Raw genomic sequence first — 21,972 nt, forward strand, 5'->3', positions numbered from 1 at the left:
CTACTCGAGCAGGTGGGGGATCTCCTGCGTGGCGAACCACGCGAGCTCGTCGTCGGGGTCCGCGCCGTCCTGGGTGTCGACGTGGACGGAGGCGACGTCACGCAGCGGGGCCACCGCGCCCTCGTGGGGCACCTCCGCGACGACGACCACGCGGCGCCCGCCCCCGCTCATCTCGGCGGAGACCTCGGCGGCCTCGACCAGGGCGGCGTACTCGGCGTCCTCGGACTCGTCGACGGCGACGACCGCACCCGCGGTGGGCACCTCGCCCTCGGCATGGAAGCGCGCGAGCAGGTCGAAGGTCGCGGGCACGTAGGCGCGCACGGTCATGAGGTCCTCCCGCCGGTGCCCTTGCCGGCGCCCGAGCCGGTCCTGGCGCCGGTCGTCGAGCCGTTCTTCGAGCCGGACGAGGTGGTCTTCTTGGTGGTCCGGGGCTTGGCCCGGGCAGATCCGCCCTTGCGGCCCCGGGGCACGCGGGGGCGCGAGCCGGACACCGTGTCGAGCAGCTCGGCCAGCGCCTCGGAGAGGCACTGCCCCAGGACGTCGACGTCGGGCACGGCGTCACGGTCGGCGGTGATGGCGTACGCCACGCCACCGTCGTACGACGTCACCCCGATCGCCAGGAGGTGGTGGGGCGGCAGCGGGGGGACCGGGAAGGTCGCCTCCATCCGGGCGCCCGCGGCGTAGAGCGGCGACTGCGGCCCGGGGACGTTGGTGACGCTGAGCTGCATGCCCCGTCCCACCTCGGCCGCGGCGACCCGTGAGCCGATGGCGTGGAAGGTGGCCGGCGCGAAGCCGGCGATGCCGGCGAGCCGGTTGGCGGCGACGCCGCGGCCGGTCTCCTTGTGCACCTTGAAGGAGTAGGAGACCTGGTGCAGCCGCACGACCGGGCTGGGCTCGCCGATGGGCAGGTCCACGAAGTGCGGCGCGATCTGGCTGCCGAGCGAGGTGGCCTCGAGCTCGGAGTCGATCACCGAGACCGGCACCACCGCACGCACCCGGCGCAGGCCGCCCAGCGACTCGTGCCGGGTCATCAGCCACCCGCGCAGCCCGCCGGCGACGGTCGCGAGGATGACGTCGTTGACGGTGCCACCGTGGACGTCGCGGATCGCCCGGTGGTCGGCGAGGTCGGTGTGCACGGAGACCACGCGTCGCTGCTGGCCGTGGGTGCCGACCAGCGGTCCCTCGTGGGCGGCACGCCGGCCGGTGACTCCCCCGAGGACCCGACCGGTGGTCTCGGCCGCGGCGTCGGCGGTGCGCAGGAGCGAGGCCGCGCGGGCCCGCACGGAGTCGGAGGCGACCTGGCGCGAGCGCAGGGTGTCGCGCACCGCGCCGACCGCGAGCCCACCGGGCGACGGCGCCCGCCGGGGGGCCCACTGGTCGCCGCCGAGGCTCTTGACCTCGGGGCTCTTGTCGAGCAGGACCTGACCCAGGTCGACGGTGCTCACCCCGTCCACCAGTGCCTGGTGGGACTTGGAGAGCAGCGCGACGCGACCCTCGGCGAGCCCCTCGACGAAGTAGACCTCCCACAGCGGCTTGGAGCGGTCCAGCGGCCGCGACACGATGCGCGCGACCAGCTCGCGCAGCTGGTCGAGGCTGCCCGGGCGGGGCAGTGCCGAGCGGCGTACGTGGTAGCCGAGGTCGAAGTGCGGGTCGTCGATCCACACCGGGTTGGCCAGCCGGCCGGGAACCTGCTGGATCCGCTGCCGGTAGCGGGGCACGAAGGAGATCCGGTCGCCGATCAGCTCGACCAGCTTGTCGTAGTCGAAGCCCGAGTCGCCCGGGTCGAAGATCTCGACCGTGGCGTTGTGCATGGGCGTCGAGGGCGTCTCCTCGGCCAGGAAGGCGAGGTCCTTCGGCCGGAGCCGCTCGCTCATCGCGTCCCTTTCGTCGTCGGGCCCGCTCCCCATCGCGGGACCCCTTGGTGCTCATGCGATTCTGTCAGACATGTCGCGACTGACCTCCCGCGTCCTGTCCCTCGGTGTGGCCCTCGTGCTGCCGCTCTCCCTGGCCGCCTGCGGCGGGGACGAGGCGCCGGATGCCGGCACCGACGAGCCGATGGTCATCGAGGTGACCTTCGCCGACGGCGACGTCGACCCGAAGGGTGACCGGATCCAGGTGGGCGTCGGCCAGGAGATCGTCTTCGACATCACCGCCGACGAGGCCGGCGAGCTGCACGCGCACACCACCGAGGAGCTCACGCTGGCCTACCCGGCCGGGGAGTCGGAGCAGACGATGGTCGTCGAGCAGCCGGGCGTCGTCGACGTCGAGTCGCACGACCTCGACCAGATCGTCGTCCAGCTGCAGGTCTCCTGACCGTGCCGACCACGTTGCTGCCCGGCCTGCTGCCGGGTCCGCTGCCGATGCACGGCATCGGCGGCGCCAAGGACCTGCCGATCTCCCCGGAGCTGGCCATCTCCGGCGCCGTCGCGGCGCTGACGATCTCCTTCATCGTCCTGGCGCTGGCCTGGCGCACCCCGCGCTACGACGCGGCCACCGACGGCCGGCCGGCGCCTGCCGCGCTGAGCACGCTGGTCACCTCGGCCGGCTGGTCGGTCGCCATGCGGGTGCTCGGCCTGGTGGTCTTCGGGTACGCCGCCTTCGCCGCCGTGCTCGGCGAGGACCTGCTGACCAACCCGTTCTTCGGGATGTTCTACGTCTGGCTCTGGGTCGGCCTGGTGTTCTTCTCCGCCGTGCTCGGTCCGGTCTGGAAGGCGATCAGCCCGGCCCGGACCATCAACCTGGCGTTCGCGAGGATCTCCGGCTCCGACCCCGACGAGGGGTTGTTCCGCTACCCCGCCTGGCTCGGTCACTGGCCGGCCGCGTTGGGGCTCTACGCGTTCGTGTGGCTGGAGCTGGTCTACCCCTACTCCACCGAGCTCGGCCCGGTACGCCTCTGGTGCGCGGCGTACGTCGCGGTCATGCTGCTCGGCGGGGCGCTGTTCGGCAACGACTTCTACGAGAACGCCGACCCGTTCGAGGTCTACTCCACGCTGATCGGCAAGCTGTCCCCCTGGACCGTGCGCGAGGGCCGGCTGCTGGTCATCTCTCCGCTGGCCAACCTCAACACCGTCGTGCCGCGTGCCGGGCTGGTCGGCGTCGTGGCGGTGCTGTTCGGTTCCACGGCCTTCGACTCCTTCAAGGACTCCGCGCCCTGGGTCCGCTTCGTGCAGACCAACTCCTTCATCGGCGAGCACGACCTGGGCCTGGTCGCCGACAACCTCGCGCTGGTGACCTTCTGCGTCGGCGTCGCGGTGATCCTGTCGGTGGGCTCGATGCTCACCGGCGTGGCGCCGGGGCAGTCCAGGCTCGGCCTGCCGCGACAGTTCGCGCACTCGGTGGTGCCGATCATCCTCGGCTACATCGTGGCCCACTACCTGTCGTACTGGTTCGAGGTCGGCCAGGACACCCTGATCAAGGCCAGCGACCCGCTGACCACCGGGGCCGACTACCTCGGCACCGGCGACTGGAGCGTCAACTACTGGCTGTCCTACCACCCGACGCTGCTGGCCAACATCAAGGTGCTGGCGGTCGTGCTGGGCCACGTGGTCGGTGTCGTCGCCGCCCACGACCGGGCGATCAGGCTCCTGCCGCCGCGCCACCACCTGACCGGACAGCTCGGCATGCTGGTGGCGATGGTCTTCTTCACCGCCGGCGGGTTGTACCTCCTGTTCGCCGCCTGAGCGGCGTCCCCACCCGGGTCCGCCCGGCCGCACCGGCACGCCCTCCGCGACCGGCACGCCCGCCCCGCGCGGAGCGTCCGGCCCTGGCAGGCCGTGCGCTCCCGGGCACCGGACCCCACAGCGTGTCGGCCAGGCCGGCGACCGCGGCCGCCAGCGGCCCCTCGCCCAGCTCCACGACCGAGCGCCCCGCGACCAGGGCCCGGTCGGTGGCCGCCCGGTCCTCGGGCAGGAAGCTCACCGAGGCCACGTCACCGAAGCCCCGCACCATCTGGTCGACCTCGCCGCTGGACCAGCCCAGGCTCGGACGCATCCGGTTGACGACCACGTGCACCGGGCGGCCGCCGGTCTCCTCGGCGAGCTCGACCAGCCCACGGGCCAGGCGGGCCAGCCCCACCGGGTCGGCGGTGCCGACCACCAGCAGGTCGTCGGCCTCGGCGAGCGCGGCCAGCGTCGCCGTGTTGCGCCCCGGGCGACCGGCGAGGTCCACGGCCGCATCACGCTCCAGCGGGGCACCGGTGTCCACGACGACCTGTCCACGGGCCCGGGCCAGGTCGAGGACCTCCTCGACGACCCAGTCGCGCAGCTCGGGCCAGCGGTCGGCGCGCGGCAGGCCGGTCAGCACCTCGAGCCGCCCACCGAGCGAGCGCAGCACCGTGGCGAACCGCTCCTCCAGCACGCCGCCCGTGGCGAGCCGTGCGGCGGCCAGCAGGCCCGAGACCTCGTCGAGGATCCCCAGCTGCTGGGCGACCGCCCCGCCCCAGGGGTCGGCGTCCACCAGCACCGTCTCGCGGCCACGGGCCGCCGACGTCGCCGCCAGCGCGGTCGCCACCGTGGTGCGCCCTGGGGCTCCGGCGGGACCCCACACCGCCAGCACCCCGCCCGGCTCGCGGGCGGCCGGGACGACTGCGGCCGGGTCGGCACCCGGCCCGCCCTCGGGATCACGGGCGACCGTCGACCCCGACAGCGCCTCCTCGGGCCTGAGCACCACCTCGCCGACCGAGGCGATGTCACTCTCGGGGACCAGCGTGCGGACGCCCACCCGGGACGCCCGCAGGCGGGCCTGCTCCCCGGTGGTCCCGGCGCCGACGACGCCGACCGGGCGCACCCCGTGGCGACGCAGCAGGTCCACGGCGGTCGCGTCGAGGCCGTGGGCCTCCAACCCGACCAGAGCCACCTCGGCCTGACCCGACGCGGCCGTGGCGAGCAGGTCGTCGACGTCGACGCAGCGCTTGAGCACCACCACACCGGGCCTGGCCGCGAGCGCGTCCAGGGCGCCGGCCTCCCACGCCGCTCCCCCGCCGGCGACGAGGACGACCGTCGAGCTCATCCGCGGACCGCACGGAGACCAGCGGGTCGGTGAGGCTGCCGAGCAGCCCGTAGTAGCGGCCGGCGTCCTCCTCGGGAACGGCCAGGACCAGCCGACGCAGCCCGCTGGCGGCGTACCCGTCGTCGGCGGCCGCCGCGTCGACCACCACGACGTCCTCCAGGACCGGCTCCCCGGAGTCGTGGCCCCGGTCGCCGCCACCGCGGGCCACCAGGTAGACGTTGACCCGGCTGCCGGCCGCCACCACCCCCGCCAGCTGCTCGGGCTCGACCGCGACCGCCAGCTGCAGCAGGTCGCTGTCGCCGCCGGTGCCGACCGCGGCGCCCGGCACCAGCTCCCCGGCCCCGACGGCCCGGCCGAGGACGGCCTGGGCCGGCAGCTCCGCGCTGGTGGGGAGGTACGCCGCGAGGTCGGCCTCGTCGGCGAAGCGGACCCGCACCGCGACCAGGTCGTCCGCGGCCAGCGGCGCACCGGCCGGCAGCTCCTCGGCGGCCGCCCAGACCGTGACGGTGTCGTCGGCCGCGCCGATCACCCTGGCGCCGATCAGCACGGAGCCCGCGACGACGACCACCCCCACCCACAGACGGGGGTCACGCCAGCCCGGCGTGCGGGTGCGCGTCGCCGGGGGCGCAGGGGATACGTGGGATGGAGGGGCTGGAGGGGCTGGAGAGGTCCCGAGATCGATGGCCACGGGCGGCATCCTTCCCCGCCGTCGCGGTCTCCTCACCTGCTCCTCCACAGGCCCGCCGGGTCGCGCCCGCGGACCCGGCGGGAGATGACACCATGACCCCATGTCCGCCACGCCCCGCTTCCTGACGCTCGCCGACGTGGCGGAGGTGCTCAACACCTCGAGCGCGCAGGTCTACGCGCTGGTGCGACGCGGTGAGCTGCCGGCGATCAAGATCGGTGGCCGCGGCCAGTGGCGGGTCGAGGCGCAGCGGCTCGAGGAGTTCATCGAGCAGATGTACGCCCAGACCAAGACGTTCGTCGACGAGCACCCCTACGAGGAGGCCGAGCGCGAGTAGCGCCCGGCCTCGCCGTCACGACCGCCGGGGACGCTCAGCCGACCTGGCCGCGCAGCTGGACCGAGATCCGGCGCTCCTCGCCACCGCGCCGGACGGTGAACTCCACCGTCTCGCCGGGCTGGTGGGTGCGGATGGAGACGATCAGCGCGATGCCGTCGGTGACGCGCACCCCGTCGACGGCGGTGACGACGTCGCCCTTCTCCAGGCCGCCCTCCTCGGCGGCACTGCCCGGCGTGATCTTCTGGATCTCGGCGCCGTCGCCGTTCTCGTTGCCGGTGCGGACCTCGGCGCCGATGATCGGGTACTGCGCCTCGCCGGTGCGCAGGATCTGGTCGGCGGTGATGCGCACCTGCTCGACCGGGATCGCGAAGCCGACACCGATGTTGCCGGCCTCGGCGCCGAAGCCGCCGCCGGTGGTCGCGATGGCGGAGTTCACGCCCACGACCTCGCCGAGCAGGTTGACCAGCGGCCCGCCGGAGTTGCCGGGGTTGATCGCCGCGTCGGTCTGCACCGCGTTGATGTAGGAGGTGTCGGAGTCGGGGTCCCCGGTGGTCACGGGGCGCTGCAGCGCCGAGACGATGCCGGCGGTGACCGTCGAGGAGAGCCCCAGCGGGGAGCCGATCGCGACCACGGTCTCGCCGACCCGCAGCCGGCTGGAGGCCCCCAGGGCGGTCGGCTCGAACTCGCCGGCCATGTCCTCCGACACCAGCACCGCGAGGTCGTAGACCGCGGAGCGCCCCACGACGGTGGCGTCGTAGCGGTTGCCCTGCTGGTCGACCACCTGGATGCGGCCGTCGTCCTCGGCGGCCTCGGCCACCACATGGTTGTTGGTGACGACGTGGCCCTGGCGGTCGAGCACGAAGCCCGAGCCCGTGGCGCCCTGGTCGTCACCGCCGTACGCCGCGATGATCTGGACCGTGCTGGGCAGCAGCTCGGCCGCGACGTTGGCGATCGTGCCGTCCTCGGGGGCCAGCGGCGCCTCCGTGGCCGTGTCGACGCCGAAGAGCCCGTCGCGGACGGTGCCGGGGCGGTCGGCGGCGGTCTCGTCGACCAGCCGGAAACCAGCCGCGCCCACGACGCCGCCGACCACGCCGACGACGAGGGCCAGCATGGCCACCAGCGGCCAGACCCAGCCCGCGACGCGCGCCGAGGGAGCCGCGTGGCGAGCGGTCAGCTGCTGCGGCACGGGGGCCGGCGCCGGTGCGGGGTAGCCCCAGGGACCGGGCGCCTGCGGCGGGACCGCGGGCTGCTCGCGGGTGACCTGGGTCCAGTCGCCGTGGGCGTCGGGCACCGGGTGGTACGACGCAGGGTCGGTCCCTCCGGCCGACGAGGGCACCGTCGGGTGCTCGCGCGTCTCGGCCTCGGGCACCCCGGCGTCCTGGTCACTGCTGTGGTCGCCGCTGTGCTCGTGGTGCTCCGGCTGGTCCGGGTCGTGCTGGCTCACCGGGCCATCATCCCCGACCGTCGGTAACCCGGTCGGGCTCGGGTCGCGGACGGGACCGCGCCGGGCTGGCCGACCGCCGCTGGAAGGGCCCGCGCGAGCGTCCGGCTCAGGGCCGGGTCTGCCGGCCGGCGGGCAGCAGGCTACTGCCGCTGCTGGGCGGGGTGAGGTTGGCGACGGGAGCGCGCCGGTCGACGGTCGGGGCGTCGGCGGGGGCGGCCCCGAGGGCGAGCACGCCCATCACGGCCATCCCGGCGGCGCCACCCACGCCGACAGCGACCGCGCCGACCCGCTTGGGTCGCGACGTCGCGCCGAGCGCCGGGGCGCTCAGGGCCGAGGGGTACCCGCTCTCGAGGGGAGCCGCACAGGCGCCGAGCAGCGCCCCCTTGAGGTGGGCGGGCGCCTGGGTCCGGTCGGGCGCGCCGAGCCCGGAGAGCCGGGTCTTGACCCAGCCCTCGCGCTCGACCAGGTCCCGGCACAGGTGGCAGCCGTGGACGTGCGCCCACAGCCGCTCGGCCTCCGCCGGGGGCAGCTGCCCGTCGAGGAGTGCGCTGGCGCGGGTGCCGAGGTGGCCGATCACGGGCGGACCACCTCGGACAACGGGGCGGCCGACGGGCCGGCGTACCGCTGCCGGCCGTCGCCGGGCGCGCGGTGGGCGAGCGCCTGGCGCAGCATCGCGCGGCCGCGGTGGATGCGCGAGCGGACGGTGCCGAGCTTGGCGTCGAGGATCGTGGCGATCTCCTCGTAGGTCAGCCCCTCCACGTCGCACAGGACGACGGCGGCGCGGAAGTCGGGCGGCAGCGTCGCCAGGGCGGCCTCGACGTCGTCGTCGAAGCGCTGGTCGGCGTAGGCCGCCTCGGGGGCCGGGGAGGCGCTGGTGAGCCGGTCGGCGCGCTCGTCGGAGAGGGCGTCGAAGCGGATCCGCTGCTTGCGGCGGGCCTGGTCGAGGAAGAGGTTGGTGGTGATGCGGTGCAGCCAGCCCTCGAAGGTGCCCGGGGTGTAGGTGTGCAGCGAGCGGAAGACCCGGACGAAGACCTCCTGGGTGAGGTCCTCGGCGTCGTGGCGGTCGCCGGTGAGGCGGTAGGCGAGGCGGTAGACGCGGTCGGAGTGCTCCTCGACGATCCGCTCCCAGGACAGGTCCTGGCCCGGCTGCTGGGCCGGCTGCTGGGCATGCTGGTCGGCCTGCTGGTGTGCCGTCTTCTCCGCCACTGCGCTCCCCCTCGACAGGTACCTGCCTCGCACTGCTGGCTCCTCACGGTAGGGACGGTGGCTGAGAGGAGGCTGTGAGCACCCCACTGCTTCTCTGAGGGTCCCAACGGACGGGGGTCGGCCGGTGTTCCCGTGGGGCCGGACCACCTGCCGTGCGGCGTACGTGGTGAGGGAGCGGCCTCGCGATAGGTTGAGCCCGTCCGTCCGCCCGAGGAGGCCGTCATCACCACGCCGATCAACGCGACCAGCTGGACCTACAGCGAGGAGTTCGTCGCCGAGGACGACGTGCTCGCGCGCGCCCGTGCCCGCGCCGAGGAGATGGGCGTCGTGCCGATCAGCCCCGGCGGCGGCGCGGCCCTGCGCTTCCTGGCCTCGGTGCTCGACGCCCGTGCCGTGGTCGAGATCGGCACCGGCACCGGCGTCTCCGGGCTGTGGATGCTGCGCGGCATGCGCGCCGACGGCGTGCTGACGACCGTCGACATCGAGGCCGAGCACCAGCGGCTCGCGCGCGAGGGCTACTCCGAGGCCGGCGTGCCCTCCCAGCGGGTCCGCACCATCGCCGGCGCCGCGCTCGACGTGCTGCCGCGACTCACCGACGGTCACTACGACCTGGTCTTCTGCGACGGCGACAAGCGCGAGTACGCCGCCTACCTCTCCGAGGCGCTGCGCCTGCTGCGCCCCGGCGGCGTCGTGGCCTTCGACAACGCCCTGTGGCACGACCGCGTGGCCGACCCCAGCCGCCGCGACGAGGAGACCGTCGCCATCCGCGAGCTCAACCGCTCCGTCGCCGAGCACGACAGCCTGCTCAGCGTCCTGCTCCCCGTCGGAGACGGGCTGCTGGCGGCCAAGAAGGTGTGGGTCCCCGAGGTCGATTGAGGAGCCCAACGGGTTACGACGAATCAGATCGCACCCTTACTGCGCAGTAAGGGTGAGATCTGATTCGTCGTAACCCGGTCCGGCCGCCCTCAGCGCTCGCCGCGGGCGGTGGGGGTGAGGGCGTCCCAGCCCTCGGCGACGGCGACCAGCTCCCAGGGCTCGACGAGGACGGGCGGGGCGCCGACGATGCGGGTGCCCGGCGCGTCGGCCATCGTCGCCTCGAGCTCGGCCTGGAAGGCCTCCCGGTCGGCGAGGGTCGCGAAGACGTAGGTGCCCTCGAACCATTCGCCGCGGCGCATCCGCCACACCTTCTGCCGCAGTCCCGACATCCCGGTGAAGCGGGCGTGCGAGGTCGACTCGACGTACGCCGCGAGCTCCTCGGCCACGGCGTCCGGCAGCCCCTCCAGGGACCACCGCACGCTGAGGCCGATCACGGCTCAGTCCCCGATGCCGGCCAGCGGCTCGGGCGAGCCCAGCCAGGTCAGCAGCGCGCGGGCGCCGAAGCCGGTGGGGCCGGCGGTCCACTCGAAGCTCTCCGACGGGGAGTCCCCCACGGAGGCGACGTCGAGGTGCGCCCACGGCACGTCGCCGGTGAAGTGCTGCAGGAACAGCGCCGCGGTGATCGCGCCCGGCCCGCCGCCGGCGTTGTCGGCATCGGCGACGGTGGAGGAGATCTTCTCCTCGTAGACCGAGGCCAGCGGGAAGCGCCACAGCGGTTCACCGGCACGGGTGCCGGCCTCGGCTATGGCGCCGGCCAGAGCCTCGTGGTCGGCGAAGAAGCCGCCCGTGCGCTGGCCCAGCGCGACCTTGATGGCGCCGGTGAGGGTCGCCACGTCGACCAGCGCCGCGGGCGCGAGCTCGGCGACGGCGTACGCCAGGGCGTCGGCCATGACCAGGCGGCCCTCGGCGTCGGTGTTGGTGACCTCGGTGGTGCGCCCGCCGTAGTGGCGCAGCACGTCACCGGGGCGCATCGAGGAGCCGGAGACCGCGTTCTCGGCGCAGGCCAGCAGGCCGACGACCTTGACCGGGCAGCCGACCGCCTCGAGGGCGGCCATGACCGAGAGCACGACGGCCGCACCGGTCATGTCGCGCTTCATGGTGGTCATGCCCTCGGCCGGCTTGATGGACAGGCCACCGGTGTCGAAGGTGATGCCCTTGCCGACCAGCACGACCGTGGGCGTCTTCCGGTTGGCCCTGCGCGGGGTGTAGTCGAGACGGACCAGGCGCGGCGGGGTCGCCGAGCCCTGCCCGACGCCGACGATGCCGCCGAACCCCTCGGCCGCCAGCTGCTGCTCGTCCCAGACGCGGTACGCCAGACCGGCCTCCTCGGCGACCAGGCGGGCCTGCTCGGCCAGCCAGGGCGGGTTCTTCAGGTTGGACGGCACCGTCGCGAGCATCCGCGCCCGCCAGCCGGCACCGGCGAGCGCAAGACCCCGCTCCAGGGCGGGGCGTCGGTCCTCGGCGCAGCCGGTGAGCACCATCCGGGCCACCGGCGCCTTCTCCGGACGCTCCGTGGAGCGCCAGGAGAAGGAGAAGGAGCCCAGCACCGCACCGACGACGAAGGCCTCCAGGCCGGCGTCGTCGCTCAGCGAGGCGATCGAGGTCGCCACGCTGCTGCGCCCCAGGGTGGCGCGGGCCAGGGTCGCACCGGCGCGCCGCAGCGCGTCGGCGCCCCCGTCGCCCACGCCCACGAGGAACACCCAGCGCAGGTCGGCGTTCTCCGGGCCGCCCAGCGGCACCGGGAAGCGCACGACCTCGCCGACCTTGCCGGTGGCCTTCTCGGCCTCCAGCAGGGCCAGCAGGTCGATGCCGAGCTGCTCGGAGAGCTGCTCGGCGCCCGGCCCCAGGGCGGGACCGGTGTCGTCGTCCCCCGGGAGCACCGGCACCGCGACCACCTCCACGCCGACGATGGCGTGGGGCGAGGCGTCGCTGAGCGCGATCTCCGGCGGCGTGACCTGGGTGGGGAGTACTGGTGTGGAGGGCTCCATCGAGGAGGCGTCAGCCGACGACGGCCTTGAGGGCGTCGCCCAGGGCGCCGGCCTCCTCGGCGTTCAGCTCGACGACGAGACGGCCGCCGCCCTCGAGGGGGACGCGCATGACGATGCCGCGCCCTTCCTTCGTGACCTCCAGCGGACCGTCGCCCGTCCGCGGCTTCATCGCCGCCATCGCGCACCTCTTCCCTCGTCGTGAGGCCCCCGTGGGGCCTCATGGGCACCTGACGCGTGCCTCCGGGTGCCCGGACCACGCGTGGACGACCATTATCCCCCACGGCGACGGTGATCGGGAGCACAGGGGTCCTGCGACATGCGGCAGACTCCCGCCCATGACCAGCCACACCACCGGCCACACCACCGGCCAGACCACCGGCGACCTCACCTCCGGCCCCGTCCTGCTCGACGTCTCCGACGGCGTCGCCACGATCACCCTGAACCGCCCCGAGGCCATGAACAGCCTCGACATCACGACCAAGGAGATCCTCGTCGAGGTCGTGCGCCAGGTCTCCGAGGACCCCGCCGTGCGGTGCGTCGTGCTGACCGGCACCGGGCGCGCCTTCTGCACCGGCCAGGACCTCAAGGAGCACATCAACCTGCTCGAGACCGGTGGCAGCGACCAGCTGTTCACCACCGTCGAGAAGCACTACAACCCGATCGTCTCGGCCATCATGTCGATGGACAAGCCGGTCATCGCCGCCGTCAACGGCGTCGCGGCGGGTGCCGGCGCGAGCCTGGCCATGGCCTGCGACCTGCGTGTCGTCGCCGACACCGCCGGCTTCAACCTGGCCTTCGCCGGCGTCGCGCTGTCGTGCGACACCGGCGCCAGCATCAGCCTGCCGCTGCTCGTGGGACGCGCCAAGGCGATCGAGCTGCTCTACTTCCCCCGCACCGTCCCCGCGACCGAGGCCCTCGAGCTCGGCCTCGCAACGCGCGTCGTCTCCCCCGACGACCTGCCCGGCGAGGTCGCCTCCCTGGCCGCGCGCCTTGCCGCGGGCCCCACCCGCGCGTACGGCGCGATGCGCCGCTCGGTGACGTACGCCGCCGGGCACGACACCGACGAGGCGCTGGACTTCGAGCGGCAGATGATGAACTCCACCGGGGCCACCGAGGACCACCGGGCGGCCGTCGCGGCGTTCGTCGCCAAGGAGAAGCCGGTCTTCACCGGCCGCTGAGGGCGCCCGGGACGGGACCTGTCGACCGATTCTGGCGCTTGTCGACCGAAGTTCCGGTCGACAAGCGCCGGTTTCACCACCCGGGTGGTGAAACCGGTCAGGCCCGGCCCGGTCCCTCCGACGGCTCGGGCTCCCCCGTGGGCGTGGGGGTCGGCGTGGGCGTGGGGGTCGGCGTGGGCGTGGGGGTCGGCGTGGGCGTGGGCGTGGGCATGGGGCCCCAGGCGAAGTCGCCGGGCTCGGCACCGATCACCCTCAGGACGCGCCGCGCGAAGGTGGTGCGCAGGTAGCGCCGGCCCGGCCTCGGCCCCAGCTCGACGGTCAGTGCCGAGCCGGCGAAGCGGTCGTTGAACCAGCCGGTCATCGTGCCGTGGCAGACCCCGCCGCAGTCGAAGGTCTTGCGGGGCAGCCGGAGGATGCGGGCGACCCGCTCGGCGTATGCGCGGTCCTTGGTGTCGGTGTCCACGCCGTGCAGCGGCTGGTGGAAGCTGAGGATCCGGTCGGGCCGCAGCCGCTGAAGGAACCTCATGACCGCGCGGGTCTCGGGCTCGGAGGCGGGTCGCGGGCCGGACTCGTAGTTCCCGTCGAGGTCGGCCCAGCGGTAGGGGAAGTTGCGGTTGAGGTCGACCCCTCGGGCGTTCTTCCGGGTGCCTGCGGCGATGCCGTCGGGGTTGTAGGTGGGGATCAGCCAGACCTCGGCCCCGACGAGCGGGTCGCCGTCCTTGATCGACCACAGCGCGGGTCGGGTGAGCGGCTCGTTGCCGTGCATCGCGCCGATCAGCACGATCCTCGGCACGCCGTTGTCGGCCGGCTCACCGAGACGGTGGGCGTAGATCGGGCGACCGCGGACCGACGTCCCGATCGTCACGGTCTCGATCACGGCCGGCTTGCGGGCCGCGGCGGCCGCCCCCACGGGCGTGAGGTGCAGCCCCACGGGGACGGCCGTCGCGAGCAGCCCCAGTGCCGAGACGCCGACGAGCGCGACCCGGCGGGCGGCCATCAGACCGCTGCCGTCCAGTAGGCCCAGGTGAAAACGGCGACGCCGACGACCATCCCGAGATGCGCGAGGAGCGAGAGCCCCGGCCCGGAGGACCAGGTGTCCTCGGCCGCGGCGACGGCGTGCCGGCCCTTCGAGGGCAGCCAGCGCACCAGGATCATCAGCCCGGCGATGGCGACGCCCCACCACAGGCCGAGGGCGACGACGCCGACCAGCGGGTCACCGCTGGGGGTGTCCTCCGGGGAGACCAGGAAGACCAGCCACACGAGGAGGGCCAGGGAGCCGAGCACGGTGTGCGCCATCAGCCACGCCGGCCCGACGTCGACACGGGCCGCCCCCGCACCGCGCCCCAGGCGAAGCCGGGTCAGGGCGACGACGACCGCCGCGAGACCGGTGAGGACGTAGACGACGACGGCGACGGACACGCGGGTGAGTGTGCCTCACTCCTCGCCCGTGGCGCCACGACCCTCGGCCCGTGCCGCCTGCTCGTCGGCGAGCCGGGCCAGCAGCGCGTCCACCTCGCTCATGCGGTAGCCGCGCAGCGCGACCGAGAAGCGGACCCGCCGCAGGTCCTCGGGACCGATCGGCCGGTCGGCCGGCACGGCGGCGTCGGGGCGGTCGTCGTACTCCTCGGCGAGGGGGGTGCCCATGCCGGCGGCGACCACGGCGACCCCGCCCAGCAGCAGCACCGACAAGATCGCGAACAGCCACATCATCGCGCCGGGTCCTCCTCCTGCTCGCGGGCGGCGACCATCAGGGCCACCGCCTCGTCGACGTCGTCGGTCAGCACCATCATGTCCAGGTCGGCCTGCGAGATCTTGCCCTCCGCCAGCTGCGTGTCGCGCATCCAGTCCAGCAGGCCGCGCCAGTAGGCGGTGCCCAGCAGTACGATCGGGAACTGCGTGACCTTGCGCGTCTGGGCCAGGGTGAGCGCCTCGAAGAGCTCGTCGAGGGTGCCGACACCGCCCGGCAGGACGATGTAGCCCTGGGAGTACTTCACGAACATCGTCTTGCGCACGAAGAAGTAGCGGAAGTTGATGCCGACGTCGACCCAGTCGTTGAGCCCGGACTCGAAGGGCAGCTCGATGCCGAGGCCGACGCTGATCCCCCCGGCCTGGCTGGCGCCGCGGTTCGCGGCCTCCATCGCGCCGGGCCCGCCGCCGGTGACCACCGCGAAGCCCGCCTCGACCAGCTTGCGGCCGACCTCCTCGGCCTGGGCGAAGGCCGGCTCGTCGGGCTTGGTGCGGGCCGACCCGAAGACGGCCACCGCGGAGCCGAGCTCGGCGAGCTGCCCGAAGCCCTCGACGAACTCCGCCTGGATCCGCAGCACCCGCCACGGGTCGGTGTGCACCCAGTCGTGCGGCCCGCGGGAGTCCAGCAGCCGCTGGTCGGTCGTGGTGCTCGGCACCTGGTCGCGGCGCAGCCGCACCGGCCCCTTGAACCGGCTCGCCCGGCCCTTCTCGTCACGCCAGCCCATCGGTGAGCCACCCCCTCAGCGTCGTCGCGCAGGTCTCGATGTCGGAGATCTTCACGTGCTCGTCGGCCTTGTGGGCGAACAACGGGTCACCCGGCCCGTAGTTGACCGCCGGGACGCCCAGCGAGGTGAAGCGGGCGACGTCGGTCCAGCCGAACTTCGGCGCCACCTGGCCGCCGGTCGCCTCGACGAACGCCGCGGCGGCCGGCCGGTCCAGGCCGGGCAGCGCGCCGGGCGCCAGGTCGGTGAGGCGGACGTCGTACGGCGCGAAGAACTCGGTCACGAACGCCACCGCCTCGTCGGTCGACCGGTCGGGTGCGAAGCGGTAGTTGACCTCGACGACGCACTCGTCGGGGACGACGTTGCCGGCCACTCCCCCGCGGATGCGCACGGCGTTGAGGCCCTCGTGGTACTCCAGCCCGTCGATCACCGGACGACGCGGCTCGTAGGCCTGCAGCCGTGCGAGGACGTCGGTGGCGGCGTGGATGGCGTTGACGCCCTTCCAGGAGCGGGCGGAGTGGGCGCGCTCGCCGGTGGTGGTGACCTCGACGCGCAGGGTGCCCTGGCAGCCGGCCTCGACACCGGCGTTGGAGGGCTCCATGAGGATCGCGAAGTCGGCGGTGAGCAGCTCGGGCTCGCGCTCTGCGAGGTGCTTGAGGCCGTTGTAGCGCTCCTCGACCTCCTCGGCCTCGTAGAGGACGTAGGTGACGTCGCGGACCGGCTCGGGCAGCGTCGCGGCGAGGTGGAGCAGGACCGCGTCGCCGCCCTTCATGTCGCAGGTGCCGCAGCCGTGCAGGATGCCGGTCTCCTCGTCGAGGCGGCTGGGCAGGTTGTCGTTGACCGGGACGGTGTCGAGGTGACCGGCGATGACCACGCGCTCGGGGCGGCCGAGGTCGGTGCGGGCCACGATCGTGTGGCCGCGGCGGGTCACCTCGAGGTGCGGGTGGGTGCGCAGCGCGGCCTCGACGGCGTCGGCGATCCGGCCCTCGTCGTGGCTGACGGACTCGATGTCCACCAGGTGGCGGGTGAGGGTGACCGGGTCCACCGTCAGGTCGAGCCCGTGGGCGAGGGAGGCCATGGGGAGAGTCAAGCAGCCCGAGGGTCGCGGCCGCTCACTGGACAGGTGTCCAGAATGCCCTTCCCAGGAACTGCAACACGTTCTAGTCTGCGGGCATGCGCAACGGACTCGTCCTGTTCACCTCCGACCGCGGCATCCGGCCCGCCGACCTCGCGGTCGCGGCCGAGGAGCGCGGCTTCGACACCTTCTACGTGCCCGAGCACACCCACATCCCCGTCAAGCGGACCGCTGCACACCCCGGCACCAAGGACGAGACGCTGCCCGACGACCGCTACCTGCGCACGCTCGACCCGTGGGTCTCGCTGGCCACCGTCGCCGCGCGCACCTCGCGGATCAAGCTGTCCACGGCCGTCGCGCTGCCGGTCGAGTCCGACCCGATCACGCTGGCCAAGACGATCGCCACCCTCGACCACCTCTCCGACGGCCGCGTCGAGATCGGCGCCGGGTTCGGGTGGAACACCGACGAGCTCGCCGACCACCACGTGCCCGCCGAGAAGCGGCGCACCGTGCTGCGGGAGTACGTCGAGGCCATGCGGGCCCTGTGGACGCAGGAGGAGGCGTCGTACGACGGGGAGTTCGTGCAGTTCGGCCCGTCCTGGGCCTACCCCAAGCCGGCCGCGCACATCCCGCTGATCATCGGTGCCGGCGGCGGCCCGAAGACCTTCAGGTGGATCTCCGAGAACGCCGACGGCTGGATGACCACCCCGACCCAGCAGGACATCTCCGGCAAGATCGAGGAGCTCAAGGCCGCCTGGGCCGAGGCCGGTCGCGACGGACTGCCGGACATCCGCATCCTCATCGCGTTCAAGCCGAACCCCGACGACCTCGTGCGCTGGGCCGAGCAGGGCGTCTCCGAGCTGATCTGGGGCGTGCCCGACAAGGCCCCGGACGAGGTCATCGCCTCGCTGGACCGGATGGCCGACCGGCTGGGCATCCAGCCGCCGGCACTCATCGGCTGACCGGCCGGCTGACCCGGCAGGGTCGTGCCCCCCAGCGGGCGCCATGGCGCCCGCTGACCCGCACGCCCCCCCATCTGAGGGGGTGCGGGCGGGCCGGAGCGGGCCTAGTCTCGTAGGACCGTCTCGGACCGGCCCCACACCGGAGGACGCATGCCCACGCTCAGCCCCGACTGCGCCGAACGCACCCTCGCAGGCGTACGCCGCTTCTGCGGCAGCGCGACCGTCGAGACCGACCTGCTGGCCGGGCTGGCGCAGCGGGTGCGCCCGGCCGTGGGCTGGGACTGCGGCGTGTGGTTCACCACCGACCCGAGCACGACGCTGTTCACCGACGCGCACGTGGACGGCTTCGCACCCGACACCTGCGCCCCCTGGTTCCACCACGAGCTCAACGTCGAGGACGTCAACCTCTTCCGCGACCTCGCCGGCACCGGGCGCGTGGCCGTGCTGGCGCGCGACTGCGACGACCCGGTACGCCGCAGCGCCCGCCACCGTGAGGTGATGCGGCCGCGGGGGCTCGAGCACGAGGTGCGGCTCACCGTCGGCGACGCGTCGGGCACCTGGGGAGCCATCGAGCTGCACCGCGAGCGCGGCAGCCGCGACTTCGACACCGAGGAGCTGGACCTCCTGGCCCGCTTGGCCCCCGTGGTCGCCCGTGGCATCCGCCGCCAGGCGCTGGAGCGGGCGGCGCGCGACGGGGCGGACGAGACGGGCCCGGGGCTGCTCCTGGTCTCACCGGACGGCGAGGTCCGGCCGGGCACCGCCGCCGGCGCGGCCTGGCTGGCGCTCCTGGTGCCGCGGGACTCCCAGGACACCCACTCCGCCCTGCACACCGTCGCCGCGCTCGGCACCCGCGACATCGGCACCGCGCGCCTGCGGACCCGCGCGGCCGACGGTCGCTGGGTGACGCTGCACGTCGCACCGGCCGTCGACAGCGACGACCGGGTCGTCATCGTCGAGCCCACCGCGCCGCCGGAGATCGCGGACCTCCTCGCCCGCGCCCACGGCCTCAGCGCGCGCGAGCGCGAGGTCACCCTCGGCCTGGCACGCGGCGAGAGCACCGAGACCATGGCCGCGCGCCTGTGCGTGTCGCCGCACACCGTGCGCGACCACCTCAAGGCGGTGTTCCGCAAGACCGGGACGACCAGCCGCACGGAGGTCGTCTCGCACCTGTTCAACAGCTGGTACGCCGAGCGCGTCCTCGGCCGGCACGGCTCGACCGGCTAGCGGACCTCCCCGGCCGTCTCCCCCGGGTCGGCCTCGTGTGGCTCAGCGGGCGCCATGGCGCGCGCTGAGCCACACGACCCGTCAGGCCCTGGTGACGCTGAGCGTCGCCTTCTCTCCGGCGCCGAGGTCGACGAGCAGGGCGTCGGCGTCGGCCGGCCCCACGGCGTACGACGTCGTGAGGGTCTCCTCGCACACCATCTGCTCGTGGGTGCGGGCCGCGGCCCGCAGCGCCTCGGAGCCGCCGACGACCAGGCGGATGCGGTCCGAGACCTCCAGGCCGGCGTCACGGCGGGCCTGCTGCACGGCGCGGACCAGGTCGCGGGCCAGGCCCTCGGCGGCCAGCTCGTCGGTGACGGTGGTGTCGAGGACCACGAAGCCGCCGGCCGGCAGCATGCCCACCGCGGTGGCGTCGTCCGCGGCACCGGCGACGGTCTCGAGGGTGTACTCCCCCTCGACCAGCGCCAGCCCGCCGGCGGTGACGGTGCCGTCCTCGGCCACCGACCAGTCACCGGACTTCGAGCCCTTGATGGCCTGCTGGACGTCCTTGCCCAGGCGCGGACCGGCGGCACGGGCGTTGACGGTGAGCTTCTGCTCCACGCCGTACGCCGCGGCCTCGTCCGCGTCCGCGGCGAGCAGTCGGACCGTCTTCACGTTCACCTCGTCGGCCACGATCGACTCGAAGCCCTCCAACCCGGCGGGGTCGGCGACGACCACGGTGAGCGTGGACAGCGGCAGCCGGTTGCGCAGCGAGCGCGCCTTGCGCAGCGCCGAGGTCGCCGAGCAGACCTCGCGCACCGTGTCCATGGCGGCCACGAGCGCGTCGTCGGCGGGCAGCCGGTCGGCCGCCGGGTAGTCGGCCAGGTGCACCGAGCGGCCGCCGGTCAGGCCGCGCCAGATCTCCTCGGTGGTCAGCGGCAGCAGCGGCGCGGTGGCGCGGCAGACCGTCTCGAGCACCGTGTGCAGCGTCGAGAAGGCCTGGGCGTCCTCGTCCCAGAACCGGTCGCGGGAGCGGCGGATGTACCAGTTGGTCAGCACGTCGAGGAAGCCGCGCGTCAGCTCGCAGGCGTCGGCGACGGCGTACCCGTCGAGGGCCTCGGTCATGTCGGCGACGTAGTCGCGGCACTTGGCCAGCAGGTAGCGGTCCAGCGGGTCGGTGGAGTCGGTCGAGCCCTCGACGTCGACGCCCGCGCCGTCGGCGGCGGCGTTGGCGTAGAGCTGGAAGAAGTACCAGCTGTTCCACAGCGGGATCATCACCTGGCGCACCGAGTCGCGGATGCCCTGCTCGGTGACGATGAGGTTGCCACCGCGCAGGATGGGTGAGGCCATGAGGAACCAGCGCATCGCGTCGGCGCCGTCGCGGTCGAAGACCTCGCGCACGTCGGGGTAGTTGCGCAGCGACTTCGACATCTTGTTGCCGTCGGAGCCGAGCACGATGCCGTGGCTGATGCAGTTCTCGAAGGCCGGCTTGTCGAAGAGCGCGGTCGCGAGGATGTGCAGCGTGTAGAACCAGCCGCGGGTCTGGCCGATGTACTCGACGATGAAGTCGGCCGGGAAGTGCGCGTCCTTGCCGGCGGTGCCGGCGAACCAGTCGGCGTTCTCGAACGGGTAGTGCACCTGGGCGTAGGACATCGAGCCCGAGTCGAACCACACGTCGAGCACGTCCGGGACTCGGCGCATCATGCTCTTGCCGGTGGGGTCGTCGGGGTTGGGACGCACCAGGTCGTCCACGAACGGCCGGTGCAGGTCGGGCTCGCCGGCCGCGTTGCGCGGGAGCGTGCCGAAGTCGCGCTCGATCTCCTCGAACGAGCCGTAGACGTCGATGCGCGGGTACGCCTCGTCGTCGGACTTCCACACCGGCACCGGGCTGCCCCAGAAGCGGTTGCGGGTGATCGACCAGTCGCGGGCGTTCTCCAGCCAGCGACCGAACTGGCCGTCCTGGATGTGCCCGGGCACCCAGTTGATCTGCTGGTTGAGCTCGAGCATCCGCTGCTTGATCGCGGTGACCTCGACGAACCACGACGAGACGCCCTTGTAGATCAGCGGCTCGCGGCAGCGCCAGCAGTGCGGGTAGGAGTGGTCGTAGGTCTCGCGGCGCAGCAGGATCGTGCCGGGGGTGACGCTGCCGATCTCGCCCTCGCCACGGGTGGCGGCCTTGAGGTGGTCGATGATGTGCAGGTTGGCGTCGAAGACGCGCATGCCGGCGTAGTCGGTGACGGGGTGGGTGAAGCGGCCGTCCTTGCCGACCGGCATGACCGCCTCGATGCCCTCGCGGTCGGTGACCTCCTTGTCGACCTCACCGAACGCGCCGGCGGTGTGCACCAGGCCGACACCGTCGGTGGTGGTGACGGCGTCGTCGGCGGCGACGACACGGAACGCGCGACCGAACTCCTCGCCGGCATGGTCGGCGTAGTAGGAGAACGGCGGGTCGTAGGTGCGCCCGACCAGCTGGGCACCGGTGTAGCGACCGAGGACCGTCGCCTCGTCGGCGTCGGGGAAGAGCTCGCGCTTGTACGCCGTCAGCCGGGCCTCCGCGACGACGTACTTGGCCTTCTCCTCCGTGCCCGGGACCGGGCCCTCGACGACGACGTACTCGATCTCGGAGCCGACCATCACGGCCAGGTGGCTGGGCAGGGTCCAGGGCGTGGTCGTCCACACCAGCAGGTGCGCGCCGTCGAGGACCTCGTCCTCCCCGGTGGCGTGCATCCGCAGGCCGACGGTGACCGCCGGGTCCTGGACCTGCTTGTAGACGTCGTCGTCCATCCGCAGCTCGTGGTTGGACAGCGGCGTCTCGTCGTTCCAGCAGTACGGCAGGACGCGGAAGCCCTCGTAGACCAGACCCTTGTCGTGCAGGGACTTGAACGCCCAGATGACCGACTCCATGTAGTCGGGGTTCATCGTCTTGTAGTCGTGGTCGAAGTCGACCCAGCGGGCCTGGCGGGTGACGTAGTCGCGCCACTCGCCGGTGTACTTCATGACCGACTCGCGGCAGGCGTCGTTGAACTTCTCGATGCCGAGCTCGACGATCTCGTCGGTGGTCTTGATGCCGTTGAGACGCATCGCCTCGAGCTCGGCGGGCAGGCCGTGGGTGTCCCAGCCGAAGCGGCGCTCCACGCGCTTGCCTCGCATCGTCTGGTAGCGCGGGACGAGGTCCTTGACGTAGCCGGTGAGCAGGTGGCCGTAGTGCGGCAGGCCGTTGGCGAACGGCGGGCCGTCGTAGAAGACGAACTCGTTCTCGCCGCGCTCGCCCGGGTCGCGCTGGTCGATGGAGGCCTGGAAGGTGCCGTCGGCGGCCCAGTAGGCCAGCACCCGCTCCTCGATCTCGGGGAAGCGCGGGCTGCTGGGGACCGACGAGGCGTCGGTGTGGGAGACCTTGGGGTAGGTCATCGCTGGGCTCTCCTGCGTCTGCTGGTCGTCTGGGTCTTCGATCGTCGAGCATGTCGACACCCAGGGACGACCCTCGCGGACCGCGGTACCACCCTGCTTGCGGTCCCGACCAGCTGGTCGAGCGTGTCGAGACCACCA

Annotated in this window: 22 protein-coding genes; 7 read left to right on the forward strand and 15 right to left on the reverse strand. The window is 73.4% G+C overall.

Annotation, left to right across the window (positions count from 1 at the left end):
* Both BKA05_RS13005 and BKA05_RS13010 read right to left on the reverse strand, forming a co-directional pair.
* Positions 1-327, reverse strand: a complete 327-nt coding sequence (locus BKA05_RS13005) for a DUF6912 family protein (protein ID WP_218842403.1) — start codon at positions 325-327, stop codon at positions 1-3.
* Positions 324-1,874 carry a WS/DGAT/MGAT family O-acyltransferase gene (locus BKA05_RS13010; protein WP_179531805.1) on the reverse strand — a complete coding sequence of 517 codons (1,551 nt, stop codon included), beginning with the start codon at positions 1,872-1,874 and terminating at the stop codon, positions 324-326. The genes BKA05_RS13005 and BKA05_RS13010 overlap by 4 nt, the downstream gene beginning before the upstream one ends.
* A gap of 70 nt (positions 1,875-1,944) precedes the next feature.
* On the opposite strand from BKA05_RS13010, the gene BKA05_RS13015 reads away from it, so the two are divergent.
* Entirely contained in the window at positions 1,945-2,313 is a 369-nt protein-coding gene (locus BKA05_RS13015) for a hypothetical protein (protein WP_179531806.1), read from the forward strand.
* Positions 2,314-2,315: 2 nt separating this feature from the next.
* On the forward strand, positions 2,316-3,680 hold the full coding sequence (locus BKA05_RS13020; RefSeq protein ID WP_343045668.1) for a hypothetical protein: 1,365 nt from the start codon (positions 2,316-2,318) through the stop codon (positions 3,678-3,680).
* Here the strand turns inward: BKA05_RS13020 and BKA05_RS13025 are convergent.
* Positions 3,643-5,007, reverse strand: coding sequence for a CpaE/TadZ family protein (locus BKA05_RS13025; protein WP_179531807.1), 1,365 nt, complete (start codon positions 5,005-5,007; stop codon positions 3,643-3,645). The genes BKA05_RS13020 and BKA05_RS13025 overlap by 38 nt on opposite strands.
* Positions 5,008-5,795: 788 nt before the next feature.
* Between BKA05_RS13025 and BKA05_RS13030 the strand changes: the two genes are divergently transcribed.
* On the forward strand, positions 5,796-6,029 hold the full coding sequence (locus tag BKA05_RS13030; RefSeq protein WP_179531808.1) for a helix-turn-helix domain-containing protein: 234 nt from the start codon (positions 5,796-5,798) through the stop codon (positions 6,027-6,029).
* A gap of 34 nt (positions 6,030-6,063) precedes the next feature.
* Here the strand turns inward: BKA05_RS13030 and BKA05_RS13035 are convergent, their stop codons facing one another.
* The 3 genes from BKA05_RS13035 to sigE form a co-directional block, all read right to left on the reverse strand.
* Positions 6,064-7,473 (reverse strand): trypsin-like peptidase domain-containing protein, encoded by a 1,410-nt coding sequence (locus tag BKA05_RS13035; protein ID WP_179531809.1) that lies wholly within the window; start codon positions 7,471-7,473, stop codon positions 6,064-6,066.
* A gap of 106 nt (positions 7,474-7,579) precedes the next feature.
* Positions 7,580-8,050 carry an anti-sigma factor gene (locus BKA05_RS13040; RefSeq protein ID WP_179531810.1) on the reverse strand — a complete coding sequence of 157 codons (471 nt, stop codon included), beginning with the start codon at positions 8,048-8,050 and terminating at the stop codon, positions 7,580-7,582.
* Entirely contained in the window at positions 8,047-8,679 is a 633-nt protein-coding gene (sigE, locus tag BKA05_RS13045) for an RNA polymerase sigma factor SigE (protein WP_179531811.1), read from the reverse strand. Before sigE ends, BKA05_RS13040 begins: the two co-directional genes overlap by 4 nt.
* A gap of 285 nt (positions 8,680-8,964) precedes the next feature.
* On the opposite strand from sigE, the gene BKA05_RS13050 reads away from it, so the two are divergent.
* Positions 8,965-9,555, forward strand: a complete 591-nt coding sequence (locus BKA05_RS13050) for an O-methyltransferase (RefSeq protein WP_343045669.1) — start codon at positions 8,965-8,967, stop codon at positions 9,553-9,555.
* 89 nt (positions 9,556-9,644) lie between these two features.
* Here the strand turns inward: BKA05_RS13050 and BKA05_RS13055 are convergent, their stop codons facing one another.
* From BKA05_RS13055 to BKA05_RS13065, 3 genes are read right to left on the reverse strand one after another with little or no spacing between them, the layout of a single operon-like run.
* Positions 9,645-9,989, reverse strand: a complete 345-nt coding sequence (locus BKA05_RS13055) for a hypothetical protein (RefSeq protein ID WP_179531812.1) — start codon at positions 9,987-9,989, stop codon at positions 9,645-9,647.
* A 3-nt stretch (positions 9,990-9,992) separates the two neighbouring features.
* On the reverse strand, positions 9,993-11,543 hold the full coding sequence (locus BKA05_RS13060; RefSeq protein WP_179531813.1) for a leucyl aminopeptidase: 1,551 nt from the start codon (positions 11,541-11,543) through the stop codon (positions 9,993-9,995).
* 10 nt (positions 11,544-11,553) lie between these two features.
* Positions 11,554-11,721: a DUF3117 domain-containing protein gene (locus tag BKA05_RS13065; RefSeq protein ID WP_166191440.1), complete on the reverse strand. Its 168-nt coding sequence runs from the start codon at positions 11,719-11,721 to the stop codon at positions 11,554-11,556.
* A gap of 157 nt (positions 11,722-11,878) precedes the next feature.
* Here BKA05_RS13065 and BKA05_RS13070 point away from each other — a divergent pair, with 157 nt between their 5' ends.
* On the forward strand, positions 11,879-12,721 hold the full coding sequence (locus BKA05_RS13070) for an enoyl-CoA hydratase/isomerase family protein (RefSeq protein ID WP_179531814.1): 843 nt from the start codon (positions 11,879-11,881) through the stop codon (positions 12,719-12,721).
* Positions 12,722-12,818: 97 nt separating this feature from the next.
* On the opposite strand, the gene BKA05_RS13075 is transcribed toward BKA05_RS13070, so the two are convergent.
* The 5 genes from BKA05_RS13075 to dapE are packed head-to-tail and all read right to left on the reverse strand — an operon-like array spanning position 12,819 to position 16,267.
* Positions 12,819-13,718, reverse strand: a complete 900-nt coding sequence (locus BKA05_RS13075) for a M14 family zinc carboxypeptidase (protein ID WP_179531815.1) — start codon at positions 13,716-13,718, stop codon at positions 12,819-12,821.
* Positions 13,718-14,140 carry a hypothetical protein gene (locus tag BKA05_RS13080; RefSeq protein ID WP_179531816.1) on the reverse strand — a complete coding sequence of 141 codons (423 nt, stop codon included), beginning with the start codon at positions 14,138-14,140 and terminating at the stop codon, positions 13,718-13,720. The genes BKA05_RS13075 and BKA05_RS13080 overlap by 1 nt, the downstream gene beginning before the upstream one ends.
* Positions 14,141-14,155: 15 nt before the next feature.
* On the reverse strand, positions 14,156-14,431 hold the full coding sequence (locus BKA05_RS13085; protein WP_246289800.1) for a DivIVA domain-containing protein: 276 nt from the start codon (positions 14,429-14,431) through the stop codon (positions 14,156-14,158).
* Positions 14,428-15,192 carry an LOG family protein gene (locus BKA05_RS13090; protein WP_179531817.1) on the reverse strand — a complete coding sequence of 255 codons (765 nt, stop codon included), beginning with the start codon at positions 15,190-15,192 and terminating at the stop codon, positions 14,428-14,430. Before BKA05_RS13090 ends, BKA05_RS13085 begins: the two co-directional genes overlap by 4 nt.
* Positions 15,179-16,267, reverse strand: coding sequence for a succinyl-diaminopimelate desuccinylase (gene dapE / locus BKA05_RS13095; protein ID WP_179531818.1), 1,089 nt, complete (start codon positions 16,265-16,267; stop codon positions 15,179-15,181). Before dapE ends, BKA05_RS13090 begins: the two co-directional genes overlap by 14 nt.
* 95 nt (positions 16,268-16,362) lie before the next feature.
* On the opposite strand from dapE, the gene BKA05_RS13100 reads away from it, so the two are divergent.
* Together BKA05_RS13100 and BKA05_RS13105 are read left to right on the forward strand one after the other, a co-directional pair.
* Entirely contained in the window at positions 16,363-17,226 is an 864-nt protein-coding gene (locus BKA05_RS13100; protein WP_179531819.1) for an LLM class F420-dependent oxidoreductase, read from the forward strand.
* 150 nt (positions 17,227-17,376) lie between these two features.
* The gene (locus BKA05_RS13105) at positions 17,377-18,450 is read left to right on the forward strand and encodes a helix-turn-helix transcriptional regulator (protein WP_179531820.1); all 1,074 of its coding nucleotides are present in this window, start codon (positions 17,377-17,379) and stop codon (positions 18,448-18,450) included.
* Between the two features lie 81 nt (positions 18,451-18,531).
* Here the strand turns inward: BKA05_RS13105 and ileS are convergent, their stop codons facing one another.
* On the reverse strand, positions 18,532-21,834 hold the full coding sequence (gene ileS / locus BKA05_RS13110; protein WP_179531821.1) for an isoleucine--tRNA ligase: 3,303 nt from the start codon (positions 21,832-21,834) through the stop codon (positions 18,532-18,534).
* Between the last annotated feature and the right edge of the window lie 138 nt (positions 21,835-21,972).

It is taken from the genome of Nocardioides marinus, from assembly GCF_013408145.1.
Lineage (GTDB): Bacteria > Actinomycetota > Actinomycetes > Propionibacteriales > Nocardioidaceae > Nocardioides > Nocardioides marinus.